Source organism: Streptomyces canarius, assembly GCF_014650735.1.
Lineage (GTDB): Bacteria > Actinomycetota > Actinomycetes > Streptomycetales > Streptomycetaceae > Streptomyces > Streptomyces olivaceoviridis.
Map to the genome: position 1 here is coordinate 40,883 of NZ_BMVN01000006.1, position 19,717 is coordinate 60,599.

Sequence of the window (19,717 nt, forward strand, 5' to 3'; positions counted from 1 at the left end):
CCTCGCCTCCATGGCTGTGCAGACAGTTGCCACCACCAGCGAATCCACCGTCGACCTCGGCCCCGCCGCGGCCCTGAGCTGTCGCGAGTGCGGTCACCGGGTGCCGCTCGGCCCGGTCTTCGCCTGCGAGGAGTGCTTCGGCCCGCTGGAGATCGCCTACGACTTCTCCGGCTACGACACCGAGGAACTGCGCCGCCGCATCGAGGCGGGCCCCGCGAACATCTGGCGCTACGCGCCCCTGCTGCCGGTCCCGGCGGACGTCGCCGGCAAGCCGAACATCAACCCGGGCTGGACCAAGCTCGTCCAGGCCGACAACCTGGCCCGCGAGCTGGGCGTGACCGGCGGCCTGTACGTGAAGGACGACTCCGGCAACCCGACCCACTCCTTCAAGGACCGGGTCGTGGCCCAGGCCCTGGAGGCCGCGCGCGCCTTCGGCTTCACCACCCTGTCCTGCTCCTCGACCGGCAACCTGGCCGGCGCCGTCGGCGCCGCCGCCGCCCGCGCCGGCCTCCGCTCCTGCGTGTTCATCCCGCACGACCTGGAGCAGGGCAAGATCGTGATGGCCGCGGTCTACGGCGGTGAACTCGTCGGCATCGAGGGCAACTACGACGACGTGAACCGCTTCTGCTCCGAGCTGATCGGCGACCCGGCCGGCGAGGGCTGGGGCTTCGTCAACGTCAACCTGCGGCCGTACTACGCGGAGGGCTCCAAGACCCTGGCGTACGAGATCTGCGAGCAGCTCGGCTGGCGGCTGCCGGACCAGATCGTGGTCCCGATCGCCTCCGGCTCCCAGCTCACGAAGATCGACAAGGGGCTCCAGGAGCTGATCAAGCTCGGTCTGGTCGAGGACAGGCCGTACAAGATCTTCGGCGCTCAGGCCGAGGGCTGCTCCCCGGTCTCCACCGCCTTCAAGGCCGGCCACGACGTCGTACGGCCCCAGAAGCCGAACACCATCGCCAAGTCCCTGGCCATCGGCAACCCGGCCGACGGGCCGTACGTCCTGGACATCGCGCGCCGCACCGGCGGTGCCGTGGAGGACGTGACGGACGAGGAGGTCGTGGACGCGATCAAGCTGCTCGCGCGGACCGAGGGCATCTTCGCGGAGACCGCCGGCGGCGTGACCGTCGGCGTCACCCGCAAGCTGCTGGAGGCGGGCGTGCTGGACCCGGCGAAGACCACGGTCGTCCTCAACACCGGCGACGGCCTGAAGACCCTGGACGCGGTGGCCGGCACCGGTCTCACCGCCACCATCCGCCCGACCCTGGACTCCTTCCGAGAGGCCGGCCTCGCATGACGGGCGTTCCGCCGGGAGGCCGCACGCGACCCGCGGGCCGGTGGGGGCCGGTCACGCCCGCGCGGCGGCAGCCGCACCCGCACCACGGCCCCGCGCCCCTGGGGCGCCGCCCCGCCGTACCCGTGAACCCGACCGGAGGTCCCACCGCATGAGCGTGACCGTTCGCATCCCCACCATCCTGCGCACCTACACCGGCGGGCGGGCCGAGGTCGCCGCCGAGGGCACGACGCTCGGCGAGGTCATCGCCGACCTGGAGAAGAACCACACGGGCATCGCCGCGCGCGTGCTGGACGACCAGGGCAAGCTGCGCCGGTTCGTCAACGTGTACGTCAACGACGACGACGTCCGGTTCGAGCAGGGCCTGGACACGACGACCCCCGACGGGGCCGGCGTCTCGATCATCCCGGCGGTCGCCGGCGGCTGAGCCGCGGATCCGCCCGCTCATTACCTTCGGTAACCGCGGTTACCGGCTGTTCATCCGATTGCCCCCTCCGTAAGAGAAGCGGAGGGGGCAATTCTGTGTGATTGAGCGCGGTAGAGTTGGGGAACACGGCCCCGGCCTCCGGGTCGCGGGCCCTGGATTTCATGCCGCCCGCCCGACAAGAAGTAGCCAAAGTGTGCGGGTTGTCTGCGGCTTTTGTGGCTTTTATGGGGCCCGACTTGCCCTGAATTCGGATGAATTCTCGCCAGATTCCGGACCGCTCGCGTCCAGAATTCTCGTCCGATTGACCTGTTGCAGACGGCAGTTGGACAGATACATTCAGCCGCGGTCGACGCGTTCCGGCGCACGCCCCCGACCAGTTGGGGGGTGAGGTCTGACCCGGGTCCGCGAAGTGTGGATCTGTGCAAGGGCCAGTAATAGGGGAGTTAGGCATGGCTCAGGGCACCGTCAAGTGGTTCAACGCGGAGAAGGGGTACGGCTTCATCGCGGTCGACGGTGGTGCGGACGTCTTCGTCCACTACAGCGCGATTCAGATGGACGGCTACCGCACCCTGGAAGAGGGCCAGCGGGTCGAGTTCGAGATCTCGCAGGGCCAGAAGGGTCCGCAGGCCGACATGGTTCGCGTCACCGCCTGAACGTTTCTTGTCCGAAGGGCCCGCACCTCGCAGAGGGTGCGGGCCCTTCGCCGTGCCCCGGTTCCGCTGTTCGCGTGCGGCTGACGGGAGCCTCCCACCCGTCCAGGCGCTTGCACTCGACCATGCCGAGTGCTAATCATTGGCGTTAGCACTCTGAAGGTGAGAGTGACAACGAAGGACCGGGTCGGTGAGGCCCGCGGGTCATGTGGTGCAAGGGACCACGGGACCGGCGAGCCGTCCGTCGCGGGCGCGGGCGCGGTCCGAAGGAATCACCCCCAGTCCTGGAGGGACCACTTCACATGGCCAAGATCATCGCGTTCGACGAGGAGGCGCGGCGCGGCCTCGAGCGCGGCATGAACCAGCTCGCGGACGCCGTGAAGGTGACGCTCGGCCCCAAGGGCCGCAACGTCGTCCTCGAGAAGAAGTGGGGCGCCCCCACGATCACCAACGATGGTGTCTCCATCGCCAAGGAGATCGAGCTCGAGGACCCGTACGAGAAGATCGGCGCCGAGCTGGTCAAGGAAGTCGCCAAGAAGACGGACGACGTCGCCGGTGACGGTACGACCACCGCGACCGTGCTCGCCCAGGCCCTGGTCAAGGAAGGCCTGCGCAACGTCGCCGCCGGCGCCAACCCGATGGCTCTGAAGCGCGGTATCGAGAAGGCCGTCGAGGCCGTCTCCGCCGCCCTGCTGGAGCAGGCGAAGGACGTCGAGACCAAGGAGCAGATCGCCTCCACCGCGTCCATCTCCGCCGCCGACACCCAGATCGGCGAGCTGATCGCCGAGGCCATGGACAAGGTCGGCAAGGAAGGCGTCATCACCGTCGAGGAGTCCAACACCTTCGGTCTTGAGCTGGAGCTCACCGAGGGCATGCGCTTCGACAAGGGCTACATCTCCGCCTACTTCGCGACCGACATGGAGCGCATGGAGGCGGTGCTGGAGGACCCGTACATCCTCATCGCCAACTCCAAGATCTCCTCGGTCAAGGACCTGCTCCCGCTGCTGGAGAAGGTCATGCAGTCGGGCAAGCCGCTGCTGATCATCGCCGAGGACGTCGAGGGCGAGGCCCTGTCGACCCTGGTCGTCAACAAGATCCGCGGCACCTTCAAGTCCGTCGCCGTCAAGGCCCCGGGCTTCGGCGACCGCCGCAAGGCCATGCTCGGCGACATCGCCATCCTCACGGGCGGCGAGGTCATCTCCGAGGAGGTCGGCCTCAAGCTGGAGAACGCGACCCTGGACCTCCTGGGCCGCGCCCGCAAGGTCGTCATCACCAAGGACGAGACCACCATCGTCGACGGTGCCGGCTCCTCCGAGCAGGTCAACGGCCGCGTGAACCAGATCCGCGCCGAGATCGAGAACAGCGACTCGGACTACGACCGCGAGAAGCTCCAGGAACGCCTGGCGAAGCTCGCCGGCGGTGTCGCGGTCATCAAGGCCGGTGCCGCCACCGAGGTGGAGCTCAAGGAGCGCAAGCACCGCATCGAGGACGCCGTCCGCAACGCGAAGGCGGCCGTCGAGGAGGGCATCGTCGCCGGTGGTGGCGTGGCCCTGCTCCAGGCCTCCCAGGTCTTCGAGAAGCTGGAGCTCGAGGGTGACGAGGCGACCGGCGCCAACGCCGTGCGCATCGCCCTGGAGGCCCCGCTGAAGCAGATCGCCGTCAACGCCGGCCTCGAGGGCGGCGTCGTGGTGGAGAAGGTGCGCAACCTGACCCCGGGTCACGGCCTGAACGCCGCGACCGGCGAGTACGTCGACCTGGTCGCCGAGGGCATCATCGACCCGGCGAAGGTGACCCGTTCCGCGCTCCAGAACGCCGCCTCCATCGCCGCGCTGTTCCTCACCACCGAGGCCGTCATCGCCGACAAGCCGGAGAAGGCCGCGGCCCCGGCCGGCGGCGGCATGCCGGGCGGTGACATGGACTTCTGATCGACCTGACGGTTGATCGCCTGTCCTGCGGACCGAGGGCGGCACCCCCAGCTTCTGGCTGGAGGTGCCGCCCTCGGGCGTTCGCGGGGTGGGGGGAGGGTGTCCGGTATCACGTGAGGGGATCCGGACCGGACCGGAACGCGGGCCGCCGAGCGGTGTTTACTTAAGACGCTGCAACAATGCGTACGCACATACCAGCCGGTTCACCCCGTTCACTCACGAGGAGCCCCCCACGTGACCGTCACCACGCCCCCCGCCTCCCGCGCGGCCCGCGTCCTGTCCCGCCCGATCACGCTGAACGGCCTCACCGTTCCGAACCGGATCGTGATGGCGCCCATGACCCGCATGTTCTCGCCGGGCGGTGTGCCGGGCGAGGACGTGCGCTCGTACTACGCCCGCCGCGCCGCCGCCGGGGTCGGCCTCATCGTCACCGAGGGCACCTACGTGGGCCACCCGTCGGCCGGCCAGAGCGACCGCGTCCCGCGCTTCCACGGCGAGGAGCAGCTCGCGGGCTGGGCGAAGGTCGCCGAGGACGTGCACGCGGCCGGCGGCACCATCGTCCCGCAGCTGTGGCACATCGGCATGGTCCGCAAGCAGGGCGACGCCCCCTTCCCGGACGCGCCCCCCGTCGGCCCCTCCGGCCTGGAGGCCGCCGGCGCCGAGCCCACCGGCAAGGCGATGACGCAGGCGGACGTGGACGACGTCATCGCCGCGTTCGCCGAGGCCGCTGCCGCCGCCGAGCGCATCGGCTTCGACGGCGTGGAGCTCCACGGCGCCCACGGCTACCTCCTCGACCAGTTCCTGTGGGCGGGTACCAACCGCCGTACCGACGCGTACGGCGGCGACCCGGTGGCCCGCACCAGGTTCTCCGCCGAGATCGTCGCCGCCGTGCGCGCGGCGGTGTCGCCGGACTTCCCGGTCCTCTTCCGCTACTCGCAGTGGAAGCAGCAGGACTACACCGCCCGGCTCGCCGAGACCCCCGAGGAGCTGGAGGCCATCCTCACCCCGCTCGCGGCGGCCGGAGTCGACGCCTTCCACGCCTCCACCCGCCGCTACTGGCTGCCCGAGTTCGACGGCTCCGACCTGAACCTGGCCGGCTGGACGAAGAAGCTCACCGGCAAGCCCGTCATCTCCGTCGGCTCGGTCGGCCTGGACGGCGACTTCATCAACGCCTTCCAGGGCGAGGGCTCCCCGGTCAAGGGCATCGACAACCTCCTGGACCGCCTGGAGGCCGACGAGTTCGACCTGGTGGCCATCGGCCGCGCACTGCTCCAGGACCCCGAGTGGGCGGCCAAGGTGCTCGCCGGCCGGTTCGACGAGCTGAAGCCGTACGACGCGGCGGCCGTGAAGACCCTGAGCTGACCGGCGTGTCCGCGGGGGCCGCCGGCCGCTACAGGTTGCCCATCGGCTCGATGTCGACCCGCACCGGCGTCCCCCACACGCGCAGCACCTCGTAGTCGGTGAACTCGTGCACCAGCCGGTACGCCATGGCGGGCCGGGAGCCGCGCCGCTGGGCGGCGAGGTACGCCTCCGCCTCGCGCCGGTCCCGCCTCGGCGTCCCGCACAGCTGCCACTCCTGGCCGTTCCACAGCTCCGGCAGCCACCGCTGCTGCGCCTGCGGCCGGTCACCGCGCACGCCGTACCGGGAGGGGGCGGTGGGGACCGGCTCGCCCGGCCGGGGCCTGCCGCCTTGGAACTCCGACCGCCGGGCGGCCCGGCGCCGGGTCTCGCACAGCAGGCACAGGTCGGGCGCGCTCTCGTCCACCGGCCCCTGCGGGTGCTCCGGACAGCGGGTGGCGGGCGCGGCGGTGGTCACGGTGTCGTCCAGCAGGTCGAGGGCCCGCCGCAGGTCGTCCTTGATCTCGTGCAGCCGGGCGTCCGGCGTGTCGGCGGTCAGGGCCTCCCCGTGCTCCCCGAGCAGCCGGAGAGCCCGTCCGAGGGCGGTGAGCTGGGCGTGATTCATGTCGGTGGGTGCCTCCTCCCCTCCATGGTGCCCTGACCGCACGGTCCGTCAGCGTGCCGCGTGGGTCAGCGCCGTGCGCAGATGGCCGCCGGACTCCTGAAGCAGGCGGCCCGCCGTCGGGCCGTCGACGCCGGCGAGGAGGGCCAGGATCGCGTGCTTCACCTCGCCGCCGGTCTGGGTGAGGGCCTTCTCGATGTCCGCGTCGCTCGCGCCCGTGGCCAGGGAGACGATCCGGTGGGAGCGGGCCCGGAGCTTGTCGTTGGAGGCGCGCACGTCGACCATCAGGTTCCCGTACGTCTTGCCGAGCCGGATCATCGTGATCGTCGAGAGCATGTTCAGCACCAGCTTCTGGGCCGTGCCCGCCTTCAGCCGGGTGGAGCCGGTGATCAGCTCCGGGCCCGTGACGACCTCGATGCCGTGCTCGGCGGCGGCGGCCAGCGCGCTGCCTTCGTTGCAGGCCAGGCCGATGGTCAGCGCGCCGAGCGCCCGGGCGTGCTCGACGGCGCCGACCGCGTACGGGGTGCGGCCGGAGGCGGAGACGCCGACCACGGTGTCGTCCGGGGTGAGCTTCAGCGCGTCCAGGTCCCGGCGGGCCAGCTCCTCGGAGTCCTCGGCGCCCTCGACCGAGGTGACCATGGCCGCGGGACCGCCCGCGATCAGGCCGACGACCCGCTCGGGGTCGGTGTTGAAGGTGGGCGGGCACTCGGAGGCGTCCAGCACGCCCAGCCGGCCGGCGGTCCCGGCACCGGCGTAGACGAGCCGTCCGCCCCGGCTCATGCGTGCGGCGACCGCGTCGACGGCGGCGGCGATCCGCGGCAGCTGCGTCGCCACGGCGGCGGGCACGCCCGCGTCCTCGCCGTTCATCAGCCGGGCGATGTCGAGGGTGGGCAACCGGTCGATCTCGGCGAGTTCCGGACGGAATGCCTCGGTGGTCAACGAGGCCAGCTGGTCGCGCAGGTCATGAGAGGTCATAGGGGGGCGGCTCTCTCCGGTGACGGGTGAGGGGGGTGGTGAACCTTCCTGCCGGTTCCTTCCTACCCCCTATCGCGAACCGCTCCGGTGCCGGTGTGCCAACGCCTCGTAGGAGGCGGCCAGCGCGGGCGCCGCCGTCTCGTACGTCCGCTGCGCCACTCCCACGAACAGACAGTCCACCACCAGCAGCTGACTCGTCCGGGAGGACATCGCGGCGGGCCGCAGCTCCGTCTCCCGTGACGTCGACGTCGTCAGCACGAGGTCGGCGTACTGCGTGACCGGCGAGTTGGGCCGTCCGGTGATGGCCACCGTCGTCGCCCCGCGTTCGAAGGCCACCCGGAGCGGTTCGATGACGTCCCCCGTCGACCCGGAGTGCGTGATCGCGAGGGCCACGTCACCCGAACGGAGCTGTACCGCGTTGGTCACCGCGAGATGCGGGTCGCTGTGCGCGTGGGCTATGAGCCCTATCCGCAGCAGCTTCTGGGTGAGGTCCTGGGCGACGAGCCCGGACGCCCCTATGCCGTACACGTCGGTGCGCCGGGCGGCGGCCAGCGCGGTGACCGCCGCGCCGAGCTGGACGGTGTCGAGTCCGGCGGCGGTGTCGGCGAGGGTCTGCTGCTCCTCGTAGGCGAGCTTGGTGACGACGTCGGCGATGGGGTCGTCCACCGCGATGTCCGTCGTGATCGCGGGCGCGCGCCCGGACTGCTGCTGGGCGGCGAGCCCGGCGAGGGCGAGCCGCAGGTCGCGGTAGCCCGGGTAGCCGAGCAGCCGGGCGGTGCGGACGACCGTCGCCTCGCTCGTGCCGGTGAGTTCGGCGAGGCCGGTGACCGTGAGGGCGGCGCAGCCGGCCGGGTCACCGGCGACGGCCTCGGCGACGCGCTGCATGGACCGGGTCATGGACGGGGCGAGCGTGCGCACCTTGGCGGCGAGCGATCCACCCGGGCTGCCGAAAATTTCCTTCACGTCCTGGGTCACACCTGAAAGATATTTTCGGTTCGGTGTCGCGGTCAAGAGTGCGCACAATGGGAGGCATGGACCCCATCAGCCCCCTGGAGCAGTCATTGCACGCGGCCCGCGCCCGCGTGCTCGCGGATCTCGTCGCGGGAGAGGTCGCGGAGGCCGACGTCGTCTCGCTGGTGGAGGACTCCATCGCCCAGCGGCGCTGGTGGGTCGAGCAGTGGCCGGACGGCGCGGCCTTCGTGGCCGGGCTGGTCGCCCAGGACGTGCAGGACGCGCTGCTGGAGCGGTACGGCCGCTGGCCGCTGTGCCCGGCCTGCGGCTCCGGCGACCCGCACGCACTGGACGTGGAGCCGGAACTGGGCCCCGATCCGCACTGGGTGTGCCACAAGGCCGGCGTGCGGGTCGCGTCGGTGGGCTCGCTGGGACCGGCCCTGCGCGGGACGCCGTCCTCATGAGGCGCCGGTGACCCTCTACATCGACCCGCCGACCTGGCCCGGCCACGGGCGCATGTGGTCGCACCTGGTCAGCGATGTCTCCTACGACGAACTCCACCTGTTCGCCGAGGGCCTGGGCATGCCCCGCCGGGCCTTCGACAGCGACCACTACGACGTCCCGTCCCACCGCTACGCGGACGCGGTGGCGGCGGGTGCGGTGCAGGTCAGCAGCCGTGAGGTGGTGCGCCTGCTGTGCTGTGCCGGTCTGCGCAGGCGCAAGGGGCTTCAGGCCCGGCGGACGTAGAGCCGCAGCCCGGTCTCCATGGCGTCCTCGTCGTGGGCCGTGCGCTCCTCCTCCACGGTCGCGCGGGTGAAGCCCGCCCGGCTCACCACCCGTTGGGAGGGCAGGTTGGCCGGTTCGATCGTGGCGATGACCGTGTCGACGTCGTCCCGGGCCAGCGCCCACTCGGTCAGCGCGCGCAGCGCCTCGGTCGCGTAGCCGTGGCCGCGGGCGCTCTCGACCAGGTCGTAGCCGATCTCCACCCGGCGCTCGTCGTCCGGGGCGCCGTGGAAGCCCATGCCGCCCACCGCCCGGCCGTCCTCGGAGCGCACGAGGGCGAAGACCCCGAACTCCGGGCGGAGCACGCCGGCTTCGTACGCCTTCAGCAGGTGGGAGCAGGCCTCCCGGGTGCCCTCGTACGGGCCGTCGTCCAGCCAGTCGAAGCCGCCGTCGCCGCCGAGGGCCAGATCGCGGGCGGCGGCCGGGCGGATGCCGGTGAGGGTGACGCGTCCGGCCGGCAGGACGAGGTTGTTGTACCAGGTCCAGTCGGTGACCGGGGCGCGGCCGGGCAGCTCGCCGCGGCCGGTCGCCCACAGCAGGGTCGGCCAGGGTGCGGGGCCGGGCTGGACGTGCGGGAAGAGCCAGGTCAGGACGGACTCGGCGAGCTCGGCGGGCGGTTCGTAGGGCAGGCCGAGACCCCGGGCGATGTCATGGGTGTGCAACAGGGCCTCGGCGACACCCATCGCGGCGAAGCCCTCGCGGTCGGCGCTGCCGAAGTGGACGGGGTGGAAGGCGCGGACGCCGGGCGGGGTGGTGCGGACGGCGGCGGCCAGCAGGGCGCCGGTGGCCTCGATCACCTGGAGCAGGCCGGCGTTGTCGGTGCCCTCGGGGAGGGTGATGCGCAGCGGGAGGCGGTCCTGGGCGCGGCCGGCGAGACGGCCGGCGTACGCGGCGAAGTCCTCGGCGATGTGGAAGGCCGTGGTGCGGCAGCTCCACTCCAGACCGGCCGCGCCGACCGCGTCCCAGTCCCGGTCCAGCGCCGTGCGCAGAGCCGCCGCGCAGCTCGCGACGGCCGCCTCCACCTGATCCCCGCTCATCGTCCGCATGCGCGCACAGTACGGCGGCGGCGTCCTCAGGTCGACAGCATTTCCAGCTCGGACGTGAGGTTGTAGCGGGCGGTGGCCTCCCAGTGCTCCTGCCCGTACGGGGTGCGGTACAGCCGGGGCAGGGCGAGGAGTTGGCGCAGGATCGCCGAACGGCCGTCGCGGAAGGCGTCGCCCGGTACGAAGTGGTACTCCTCGCGGACCTCGGCGGTGTAGACGGCGTACGCCGACGGGGGCGCGGCCAGGATCGCGAGGTCGGCGTCGCACAGCACCTGTCCGTCGCGGTCGTCGTCGGCCGGGTCGTGGGTGACGGTGAGCCGGACCAGCCGGGCCACCTCGGCCGTCTTCGCCTCCGGCACACCGGCCTCGGACAGGGCCCGCTCGGCCAGCCGCGCGGACCGCTCCTCGTTCTCGGACCGTTCGGGGAGGTAGACGGCGTCGTGGAACCAGGCGGCGAGGCGGACCACGTCCGGGTCGGTGGCGTACTCCTCCAGCGCGTCGACGTGGTCGAGCACGGCGGTGAGGTGGGCCACCGTGTGGTAGCGGCGCTGCGGCTCCTGCCAGCGGGCGAGCAGGGTGTCGGCGTAGGGGGCGGGGTCGGGACCGCCGCCGGGGGCGCGGACTGCTTCCAGGGCGCGGGCGAAACGGAGGCGCAGGGCGTCGAGGTCGGCCATGCACCCCATTCTGTCCGGTGGGGTCCCGGGCCGGGCGGTGGTGGCCCTGGGCCGGCTGTCCGTCCGTTTTCCCGCGTGACGGCCGTCCCCCGGCGCCCCTAGCGTGATCCGCATGACTGAGACGCAGGAAGTACGCGACCCCGAGCTCCCCGGGCGGCTGCTGGCCGCCGAGCGCGACGCCCTCGTACCGCTGCTGCGGTCGCGGCCCGACGCCGACTTCGCGCTGCCGTCGGCCGGGTGTCCGGGCTGGACGGTGCGGGACGTGCTGGCGCACTGTTCCGCCGCGCTGGCGCGGGTGGTGGAGAACCGGTTCGAGGCGGGCGTGTTCTCGGCGGAGTCGAACGAGCGGGACATCGCCGAGCGGGCCGGCTGGACGAACGCGCGGGTCGTGGACGAGCTGGAGCGCGGGATGACGGAGGCCGGAAGGGTGATCGCCGGGACGGACGGTTCGCTGGACGTGATCGCGCTCGGTGAGTGGGTGCACGCCGGGGATGTGCGGGACGTGCTGGGCGCGCCGGGGGCGTACGCCGGGGCCGGGCTGCCCGACGCGCTGACGCTGCTGGCGCGGATCACCCGGCAGAGGGAGCACGTGCCGCTCCACGCCGACCTGGACGACCTCGACGAGCCGCTGCGGCTCGGTGCGGTGGCCGCGGGCGGCCCGCCCGCCCGGTACATCGGCGACGCGGCCACGCTCGTACGGCTGTACGCGGGACGGCCGCTGAACGGGGCGTCCTACGAGCTGGCCGGGGCCCGGGAGGAGGAGCTGAACATCTTCGGGTGAAGGGCGTCCCCCGGCAGGCGTAGTCTTGGACCGGATTGGACTAGACCTGTAGCGCCGATGAATGGGGTGCCATGAGCAAGCGTGCAGTCCTGGAGGTGATCGCCCTCGACGTCGAGGACGCGGTCGCCGCCCAGGCCGGAGGCGCGGACCGGCTGGAGCTGGTCACCGAGATGGCGGCCGACGGGCTCACCCCCGCGCCCGCCACCGTCGCCGCGATCCGCGCCGCCGTCGACATCGACCTGCGCGTCATGCTCCGCCTCGCGGACGGCTTCGCGGCCGGTGACCTGGACCGGCTGATCGGCGTGGCCGACGCGCTGCGGCAGGCCGGAGCCGACCAGTTCGTGCTCGGGTTCCTCACCACGGACGGCGGTGTCGACCTGGGCGCGGTGGAACGGGTCGTCGACGCGCTCGGCGGCTGCCGCTGGACCTTCCACCGGGCGATCGACCGGGCCGCCGACCGGGACGCCCTGCGCAAGCAGCTCGCCGACCTGCCGGGTCTGGACACCTACCTCACCGCCGGCTCCGCCACGGGCGTGGACGACGGCCTGCCCACGCTGCTCGCCGAAGCGGCACACGACGGCGAGCCCGGGTACGAGCAGCAGATCATGGTCGGCGGCGGACTGCGCCTCGACCATGTCACGCGGCTCCGCGCGGGCCGGATCGAGGCGTTCCACATCGGCGGCGCGGCCCGCCCCGACGGCTGGCGGGGCCCGGTCTCGGCGGCTGCGGTCGCCCAGTGGCGCACGGCCCTGGACGGCGACGCCGCGTAGTCCCATACGGGGTGCGCTGGGTGGTCGTCCGCCCGGTGGCGCATGGGCCTTGTTCGCGCGCGGGGCGCGGTTTCGGCGGCTGTGGTCGCCCGGGGCGCGCGGGCCTGGACGGCGAGGCCGCGTAGTCCCGTACGGGGTGCGTTCGGCGGTCGTTCGCCCGGTGGCGCGCGGGCCTTGTTCGCGCGCGGGGCGCGGTTTCGGCGGCTGTGGTCGCCCGGGGCGCGCGGGCCTGCACGGTCACGCTGCGTAGCCCCGCACGGAGTGCGCTGAGGGCGGTCGTTCGTCCAGCGGCGCACGGTGCTCGGCGGTGACGCCGCCCGGGACTTGTCCGGGCGATCACGTGCGAAGCCAGATGACGAGGGCTGCCGCAGTGACGGTGCCGAGGTAGACGTACCCGCGCTTGTCGTAACGGGTCGCGACGGCACGGGAGTTCTTCAGCTTGTTGATGGCCCTCTCGACGGTGTTGCGTTTCTTGTACCGGTCCTCGTCGAAGCCTGGTGGCCGGCCGCCGCGTGATCCCTTGCGCAGGCGGGCGGCCTGGCTGTCAGTCTTCTCCGGAATCGTGTGCCGGATGCCGCGTCTGCGCAGAAAGTCGCGGCATGGGCCGTTGCCGTATGCCCTGTCGGCGGCCAGGCTGTCGGGTTTCTTGCGGGGCCTGCCTCGGCCGGTCCGCGGGACTCGGATCTTCTCCAGTACGGCTATGAACTGGGTGCGGTCCGCCCTCTGCCCTGGTGTGACGATCAGGGACAACGGACGGCAGCAGCCGTCCGCGCTCAGGTGGATCTTGCTGGTGAACCCGCCCGCGAGCGGCCCGGGCCCTCACCTCCAGCACCACCTCCACCAGCCGGGCGACAAGGCTCTGCCACGGCGTCTCGTCCTGGTGTTCCCCTGGCCCATCCCCCTTTGAGGAAAGGGCTGGTGGCGGAGGTGCGAGCGCCGGCCGCGTGCTGGTGGGCGCGCATGATGGTGGAGTCGACCGAGATGTCCCAGTCGACCTCACCGGCCGCGTCCGCTTCAGCCTGGACCTGCCGAAGCAGGCGTTCCCAGGTCCCGTCGGCGGACCACAGCCGGTGGCGTTCGTAGACCGTCTTCCATGGTCCGAACCGCTCGGGAAGGTCGCGCCACTGCACGCCGGTCCGCACCCGGTGCAGTATCCCGCCGATCACCTGCCGATGGTCCCGCCACGGCCACAACGCCTGTTGCCGACCGGCAGGAACGGCCTCAACGTTCCCGCTCGGCGTCTGTCAGATCACCCCGCCCCATGCTCGAACCAACGAGCGAGTAGGGCGATAGTCACATGGTCGGGTGGACAAGTCCTAGTTGAGCATGTGGGCGGCCTGGACCTGATGGAGGTGGATGAGGACGTCGTGGGTCTGGGTGAGGCGGATCTGGGGGGCGTCGGCGATGCCGGGGTAGGTGGCGCCGATGTTCTTGATGGTGTGGGGTTCGGCGAGCCAGGCGCGGGCCGCGGTGGGGGCGGTGCGCAGGTCGACGACGTAGTCGCGGTGGCGGACCTTGTCGAGGGTGTGTTCGGCGGTGCCGGGTGCGGCGGGTGCGGCGGTGAAGCGCTGCGGGGCGCCGTCGTGGTTGAAGGCGTTGAACGTGCCCTGGTTGAAGGTGAGGCCCACGCTCAGGTAGCCGGTGCCCAGTTGCTCGCGCAGGAACTCGCCCTGAACGCGGGGGTGGCTGGCGGGGGCGTAGGTCTTGAGGGCGGTGTGGCTGTTGTGGGCGGAGATCATGATCTTGCTGCCGGTGCGCTGCTGCCACCAGGCGATGTTGTCCGCCATGACGCGGTCGCGGTAGAGCATGGCGCCGGGGATGTTCCGGGGGTCGTCCCAGTCGAAGGCGTAGAGGGTGGTCATCTGGTGAATCGCGCTGGCGTGCTGCACGGCCCAGGCATGGGCGTCGGGGTCGGCACCGGGGTGCTGCTTGAGCAGGTCCACCGCACGGCCGGTCCGCTCGGCGATCGCCTTGCGCTCGGCGAGCGGCTTCGCGAAGTAGTCGTCGACGTAGGTCTCGGCGCTGATGGTGGGCCGCAGTCCTTGGTACAGCTCGGTGATCTGCGCGGCGAGTTCGGGGCTGGACGCGGCCGCGAACGTGTTCACCTTGTCGTACAGCTGCGGGCCGGCGAAGCCGTTGTCGTCGCCGACGAAGCGGACGGGGTCACCGGGGTGCTGGATGTTGTAGGAGCGCGCCCACTGGAGCAGGTCGCGGTACTCGGCGTTGTTCCACCAGCGGTAGGTGCCCTGGAACTCCTCGTCCATGATCTGCTTCAGGTCGCCCTCGCCCCGGGTGAGGTAGGCGTCGATCCGCAGTCCGCTGCTCCAGGCGGCTTCGAGGGCGAAGGTGCGGAAGCCCTTCTCCTCGACCAGGTACCGCAGCATCCGGTGCTTGAGGGTGACGAACTCGTGCGAGCTGTGGGTGGCCTCGCCCACGCCCACCACGGTGGCGTCGCCGACCATCGTGCCGAACGGGCGCAGGTCGGCGACGTTGCCGCGGGGTTCGGTGGTGCGCAGCGGGTGCGCCACCCGGTCGAGGGCGGCCTCGGGAGAGCGGAACGCGACGGCGTCGGGGGAGGCCGACGCCGCGGACGCGGCGGGCGGAGCGGCGGCGGAGGCGGCCGGAGCGACAGCCAGGGTGGCACCGAGCGGGACAAGCAGAGCGGCGAGCAGGGACTTGCGTGTGATCATGGCCCCAACCCTCGCCGCCCGGGAGCTCCTCGCACCATCCGCTGCACCCCCCGATCGGCCCGGGGGTTTGCCTCACCCGCCGACGGGCGGGGTGGTAGGACCCCGCTCCTGGTCGTGAACGGGCGTCGAGCAGGTCGCCCGGCTGGAGTCGAGCGGCTATCGGCGACTGGTGGTCGGCCCCCGTCGGCCGCCGTATCCGGCTGGCTTCTCTCTGAAGTCACCCGGAGCTCCGCAATCGCCTGTCTCTGAGAGGTACCGCGGTTTGGGGAACGGCGGCAGAGTCGGCCCTGGCGCACAGCCCGGAGGCCGGGTGTTACTGCGCTCGCGCTGCGGCGCCGGCCTCACGGCGGCCTTCCCCGGGATCGAGCAGGCGGCTCGGGACCAGTGCCGGCGGGAACGGGGCTGGACTGCGAGCCGGTGGTGGGAGAAGAGGGATGGGCGGTGTTCGAGCGGCTCCGGGACCGCGCGGCCGTACGCGGCGCAGAAGGGCCCTTGGTGCAGCGGCCTGCAAGGGCGGCCCGGCCGATTAGGCCTTCATCCGCCGGTGGTTCGTCGAGACGCCGATGCAGCGTGCCTGGTCGGTCGTCAGCTTTTCGCTGCGGTGGCCGCCTCATGGACCGGCTGGGCCGTCCTCGGCCGCCATGGTCGGACGGTGGGCGTGGCCGGTGTTCGGGCCGGGCGCGTTCAAGAGGACCGGGTTCTCAGCTGTCGCCGCCGGCGCACTGGGCCCGGCTGCCGACCTGCTGCTTCTCCTTCTTTGCCCTGCACCAGCCTGCGGCAGAAGGCTCTTTGCGGGTCGTGCAGCGGTCGGCAGCCGCTTCGCCACCACGTTCGCGGCGAAGCGGACGCCGACCGCGACCGTCGGCAGCCGTGGACGGTCCGGCTTCGCGTACCCGTCCTCGCCAAGCGCCGGACCTCCCACCTGCGGTTTCCCGTCGCCGGGGAGTGGGGGGATAACCCCACCTCCGTTCCGCCGGTGGCCTGCATGGTTCGCGCGGCCCGTGCTTCCTAGGTTTGAGGACGTTGACAACGAGCGCCGCAGAACCGAAGGAAGACCCCTCCATGGCACGCCACCGAGACCACAGGACCGACGGGCCTGGAACGGCCCCGTACACCGCAGCCCCGTTCACCGCGCACCCGTACGGCTCGGCCCTGCACCTCCGGGCCCCGTCCGCGGAGCCCGCGATCGAACTGCGGGGTGTGCGCCGGATTTACGGAAGCGGCGCGGCGACGGTGCACGCGCTGCGCGGGATCGACCTGGCGCTCGCCCGCGGCAGCTTCACCGCCGTCATGGGCCCCTCCGGCTCCGGCAAGTCCACCTTCCTGCAGTGCGCGGCGGGCCTGGACCGCCCGGACGAGGGACAGGTTCGGCTCGGCGGCGAGGACATCACCACACTGAGCGAGGACCGGCTCACCAAGCTGCGCCGCTCCCGCATCGGCTTCGTCTTCCAGTCCTTCAACCTGCTGCCCTCGCTGAGCGTCGAGCAGAACGTGCTGCTCCCGCAGCGCCTCGCCGGGAAGCGCCAGGACCGGGCCAGGGCGCGGGAACTGCTCACGCGGGTGGGCCTGGGCGAGCACGCGTCGCGCCGCCCGGGACAGCTGTCCGGCGGCCAGCAGCAGCGGGTGGCGATCGCCCGCGCGCTGATCACTCACCCGGACGTGGTGTTCGCCGACGAGCCGACCGGCGCGCTGGACACCACCACCGCGCACGAGGTGTTGGGCCTGCTGCGGCAGGCCGTGGACTCGCTCGGCGCGACCGTGGTCATGGTGACCCACGACCCGGTGGCCGCCTCCTTCGCCGACCGGGTGCTGTTCCTGGCCGGCGGCGCGATCGCGGACGACCTGCCGTACCCGACCCCGCAGACCGTCGCGGACCGGATGATCGCGCTGACCGCCCACCCGGTGGGAGCGGCGGCATGACGAACGGACTCGCCCGCGCCTCGGTGCGCTTCCGGCCCGGGTCCTTCGTGGGAACCCTGGTCGCCCTGCTGCTGGGCGCCGCCGTGGTGGTGGCCTGCGGCACGCTGCTGCAGACCGGTCTGACCGCGAGCCTGAAGCCCGAACGGTACGCCGCCGCCCCCGTGGTGGTCACAGCCGACCAGGCGGTCAAGATTGAGCGCAAGACCGGTGGGGAGACCGAAACCCAGGAGCAGGCCACCCCGGAACGGGCCCGCATGGACGCCGCGCTGGTCGGCCGGCTGACCGCCCTGCCCGCGGTCGCGGCGGCCCGCCCCGACACGGCCTTCCCGCTGCCCGCCGGGGAGAGGACACCGGCCATGACCGGCCGGGGCTTCGCCGCACTCGGGATCGCCGGACCCGGCGACAAGCTGGTCGAGGGCCGCGCACCCGGCGCGAACGAGATAGTGCTGGACACCGACACGGCGCGTGCCGCCCATCTCGCACCCGGCGCGAGCCTCGCGCTCACCGCGCCCGGCGGCACCGCGCACTACCGGATCTCCGGTCTGGCCGCCGCCCAGCAGAGCGGCCCCACCGCCTGGTTCGCCGACACCACCGCCGACCGCCTCTCCGGCCACCCCGGCCGCATCGACGCCATCGCGGTGCAACCCCGCGAAGGCGTTCCCACCACCGAACTGGCGGCCCAGGTCCGCCGGGCCCTCGGCGGCGACGCCAGGACCTTCACCGGGGACGACCGGGGCACCGTCGAACACCCCGCCCTCAGCAGTGCCCGCAGCATGCTGACGGCCCTCGGCGGCACCTTCGGCGGCTACGCCACCATGACCGCCGTGTTCGTGGTGATGAGCACCATCGCCCTCGCCACGGGCCAGCGCGCCCGCGAATTCGCGCTGCTGCGCGCCATCGGCGCCACCCCACGCCAGATCCGCCGCACCATCGCCACCGAGGCGATGCTGGTAGCGCCCCTGGCCGCCGCGCTCGGCATCCTGCCCGGACTGGCCCTCGCCCGCTGGTGGTTCGGCCAGCTGGCCGACCGCGGCGCCGTACCCGCAGACGTCCGTCTCGACATCGGCCCGCTGCCGATGCTCGCCGCCGTGCTCCTGTGCACCCTCGCCGCGCTGACCGCCGGCTTCCTGGCCGCCCGCCGCCCCTCCCGGATGCGGGCCGCCCAGGCACTCGGCGACGCCGCCGTCGAAGCACCCCGCCCCGGCAAGGTGCGCACCGTCCTCGGCGTGCTCTTCGCCGCCGGCGGCTGCACGGCCGCCGTCGTTGCCAACGCCCTGGACGGCGAGAAAGCCGCCCAGACCGCACTCGGCGTGGTTATGTGCTTCATGGTGACCGTCGCCCTGCTCGGTCCCCGGCTCGCCGCAGCCGCCGCCGCGCTGCTCGGCGCCCCGCTGCGGGCCGGCGGCGCGCCCGGCTCGCTCGCCGCCGACAACGCCCGCGCCAACGCCCGCAGACTGGCCTCCGCGATCACCCCCATCGTTTTGGTCACCGCCTTCTGCGGCACCCTGCTGATCCTCCAGAGCACCGTGCGCCACACCACCGGCGAGAACGTCAAGGCCGGCGTCACCGCCGACCACGTGATCGCCACCACCGGTCCCGGCCTGCCCGCCGGAACCGCGGAGACGGCCGCCCGGGTGCCCGGTGTGGACACCGCCATCGGCCTGCTGCGCACCGGCGTGGTCTACGAGAGCGGCGACATGCTGAGCTCCGCCCCCGCCCTCGGCGTGGGCGGCGACCCGGCCCGGCTGCCGAAGGTGCTCGACCTCGACGTGCGCACAGGTGCCCTCGCCGACCTCGGCCGCGCCCCTGACACGATCGCGCTGAGCACAACCCTGTCCAGCGCACTCGGCGCGAAGGTCGGCGACCGGGTGCCGCTGTGGCTCGGCGACGGCACCGCGGTCCGGCCCGCGGTGGTCGCGGTGTACGAGCGAGGGCTCGGCGTCGGCCAGGCGCTGCTGCCCCGGGCCGCGGTCGCATCGCACGTCACCGCCGCCTACGACAGCCAGGTGCTGGTCGCCGCCGCGCCGGGCACCGACCGCGCGGCCCTGGCCGCCGGCCTGGGCGCGCTGCCCGGGACGGCCGTGACCGACCGGGCCGGGTTCGTCGCCCAGGCGGACAAGGACCTGGAACTCAGCGGCTGGGCCAACACCGTGATGGCGGCCGTGCTCGGCGGGTTCGCCGCCGTCAGCGCCGCCAACACCCTGGTCATGACGGTGATCGACCGGCGCCGCGAGGTTGCGCTGCTGCGGCTGGCCGGCACCACCCGGCGCCAGGTGCGCCACATGATGCGCTGGGAGGCGCTGCTGGTGGCCGTGACCGGGCTCGCGGTCGGCGCGTCGATCGCCGGGCTCACGCTGGTACCCGTCGCCCGGGGCGTGACCGGCTCCGCCCCCCACGTGCCGCCGATGCTCGCCCTGCCACTGGCCGTCGGCACCGTGCTGCTCTGCCTCGGCTCGACGGGCCTGCCGGTGCGCGCACTGCTGCGGACCCGGCCGGCAACGCTGGGAACGGCACGCCAATAGCAGAGTGCGGCAGTCGGCGGAGGGGCCTACCCGGGGGACACCCCGGGTAGGCCCCTCCGGCGTCCGCGTTCACCTGCCGGACCCGCCGCATCATCACCTCCTGCCGGCCATCCGAGAGGCGCACCCCGGCGTCCCGCCACCGCCATCTCAGCGGGCGCGTCCGGCTCCCCGCCCCATGCCCGGACCAACGAGCACGGCGGGTGACAGTCACATGACGACCGGACAAGTCCTAGTAGTCCCGTACGGGGTGCGCTCGATGGGCGTCCGGGCCAGTGGGGCACGGCCTGCACGGCGACGGGCCTGTTCGCGTGTGGGGGCCGGTCTCGGCGGGCGCGGTCGGCCCGTGGTGCACGGT

General features: G+C 72.6%; 17 protein-coding genes and 1 pseudogene. 11 read left to right on the top strand and 7 right to left on the bottom strand.

Annotation, left to right across the window (positions count from 1 at the left end):
* The first annotated feature begins 10 nt into the window (after positions 1–10).
* The 5 genes from thrC to IE294_RS10975 all read left to right on the top strand — a co-directional run bounded on the left by thrC (position 11) and on the right by IE294_RS10975 (position 5,655).
* Complete coding sequence (gene thrC, locus IE294_RS10955) at positions 11–1,294, top strand: threonine synthase (protein ID WP_189884794.1); 1,284 nt, start codon at positions 11–13, stop codon at positions 1,292–1,294.
* 148 nt (positions 1,295–1,442) lie between these two features.
* Positions 1,443–1,718 (top strand): MoaD/ThiS family protein, encoded by a 276-nt coding sequence (locus tag IE294_RS10960; RefSeq protein ID WP_189814501.1) that lies wholly within the window; start codon positions 1,443–1,445, stop codon positions 1,716–1,718.
* A gap of 449 nt (positions 1,719–2,167) precedes the next feature.
* Positions 2,168–2,371 (top strand): cold-shock protein, encoded by a 204-nt coding sequence (locus IE294_RS10965; protein WP_004986573.1) that lies wholly within the window; start codon positions 2,168–2,170, stop codon positions 2,369–2,371.
* A 299-nt stretch (positions 2,372–2,670) separates the two neighbouring features.
* Positions 2,671–4,293 (top strand): chaperonin GroEL, encoded by a 1,623-nt coding sequence (gene groL, locus IE294_RS10970; RefSeq protein ID WP_014673417.1) that lies wholly within the window; start codon positions 2,671–2,673, stop codon positions 4,291–4,293.
* 234 nt (positions 4,294–4,527) lie between these two features.
* Positions 4,528–5,655: an NADH:flavin oxidoreductase gene (locus tag IE294_RS10975; protein ID WP_189884797.1), complete on the top strand. Its 1,128-nt coding sequence runs from the start codon at positions 4,528–4,530 to the stop codon at positions 5,653–5,655.
* Between the two features lie 28 nt (positions 5,656–5,683).
* Here IE294_RS10975 and IE294_RS10980 read toward each other — a convergent pair whose 3' ends face one another.
* The 3 genes from IE294_RS10980 to IE294_RS10990 form a co-directional block, all read right to left on the bottom strand.
* On the bottom strand, positions 5,684–6,256 hold the full coding sequence (locus IE294_RS10980) for a hypothetical protein (protein WP_014673415.1): 573 nt from the start codon (positions 6,254–6,256) through the stop codon (positions 5,684–5,686).
* Positions 6,257–6,304: 48 nt separating this feature from the next.
* Positions 6,305–7,228, bottom strand: a complete 924-nt coding sequence (gene murQ, locus IE294_RS10985; RefSeq protein ID WP_189884799.1) for an N-acetylmuramic acid 6-phosphate etherase — start codon at positions 7,226–7,228, stop codon at positions 6,305–6,307.
* A gap of 69 nt (positions 7,229–7,297) precedes the next feature.
* A complete protein-coding gene (locus IE294_RS10990) occupies positions 7,298–8,203 on the bottom strand; it encodes a MurR/RpiR family transcriptional regulator (protein ID WP_014673413.1) in 906 nt (301 codons plus the stop codon).
* 56 nt (positions 8,204–8,259) lie between these two features.
* On the opposite strand from IE294_RS10990, the gene IE294_RS10995 reads away from it, so the two are divergent.
* Together IE294_RS10995 and IE294_RS11000 are read left to right on the top strand one after the other, a co-directional pair.
* Positions 8,260–8,643 carry a DUF8819 family protein gene (locus tag IE294_RS10995; protein WP_058083895.1) on the top strand — a complete coding sequence of 128 codons (384 nt, stop codon included), beginning with the start codon at positions 8,260–8,262 and terminating at the stop codon, positions 8,641–8,643.
* Positions 8,644–8,650: 7 nt separating this feature from the next.
* The gene (locus IE294_RS11000; protein WP_189884801.1) at positions 8,651–8,926 is read left to right on the top strand and encodes a DUF4031 domain-containing protein; all 276 of its coding nucleotides are present in this window, start codon (positions 8,651–8,653) and stop codon (positions 8,924–8,926) included.
* On the opposite strand, the gene IE294_RS11005 is transcribed toward IE294_RS11000, so the two are convergent.
* Both IE294_RS11005 and IE294_RS11010 read right to left on the bottom strand, forming a co-directional pair.
* Positions 8,908–9,999: a GNAT family N-acetyltransferase gene (locus IE294_RS11005; RefSeq protein WP_189885215.1), complete on the bottom strand. Its 1,092-nt coding sequence runs from the start codon at positions 9,997–9,999 to the stop codon at positions 8,908–8,910. The two genes, IE294_RS11000 and IE294_RS11005, sit on opposite strands and share 19 nt — an antisense overlap.
* A gap of 35 nt (positions 10,000–10,034) precedes the next feature.
* Positions 10,035–10,679: an HD domain-containing protein gene (locus tag IE294_RS11010; protein WP_189884804.1), complete on the bottom strand. Its 645-nt coding sequence runs from the start codon at positions 10,677–10,679 to the stop codon at positions 10,035–10,037.
* Between the two features lie 112 nt (positions 10,680–10,791).
* Here IE294_RS11010 and IE294_RS11015 point away from each other — a divergent pair, with 112 nt between their 5' ends.
* Together IE294_RS11015 and IE294_RS11020 are read left to right on the top strand one after the other, a co-directional pair.
* Complete coding sequence (locus IE294_RS11015; RefSeq protein ID WP_189884806.1) at positions 10,792–11,460, top strand: maleylpyruvate isomerase family mycothiol-dependent enzyme; 669 nt, start codon at positions 10,792–10,794, stop codon at positions 11,458–11,460.
* Between the two features lie 71 nt (positions 11,461–11,531).
* Positions 11,532–12,230: a copper homeostasis protein CutC gene (locus tag IE294_RS11020; protein ID WP_189884808.1), complete on the top strand. Its 699-nt coding sequence runs from the start codon at positions 11,532–11,534 to the stop codon at positions 12,228–12,230.
* Positions 12,231–12,566: 336 nt separating this feature from the next.
* Here the strand turns inward: IE294_RS11020 and IE294_RS11025 are convergent.
* Positions 12,567–13,493, bottom strand: a pseudogene (locus IE294_RS11025) (IS5 family transposase).
* Positions 13,494–13,546: 53 nt separating this feature from the next.
* The gene (locus tag IE294_RS11030; protein ID WP_189884810.1) at positions 13,547–14,920 is read right to left on the bottom strand and encodes an erythromycin esterase family protein; all 1,374 of its coding nucleotides are present in this window, start codon (positions 14,918–14,920) and stop codon (positions 13,547–13,549) included.
* Positions 14,921–15,982: 1,062 nt separating this feature from the next.
* On the opposite strand from IE294_RS11030, the gene IE294_RS11035 reads away from it, so the two are divergent.
* Complete coding sequence (locus IE294_RS11035) at positions 15,983–16,840, top strand: ABC transporter ATP-binding protein (RefSeq protein ID WP_189884812.1); 858 nt, start codon at positions 15,983–15,985, stop codon at positions 16,838–16,840.
* Positions 16,837–19,362 (top strand): ABC transporter permease, encoded by a 2,526-nt coding sequence (locus IE294_RS11040; protein ID WP_189884813.1) that lies wholly within the window; start codon positions 16,837–16,839, stop codon positions 19,360–19,362. Before IE294_RS11035 ends, IE294_RS11040 begins: the two co-directional genes overlap by 4 nt.
* The last annotated feature ends 355 nt before the right edge of the window (positions 19,363–19,717 follow it).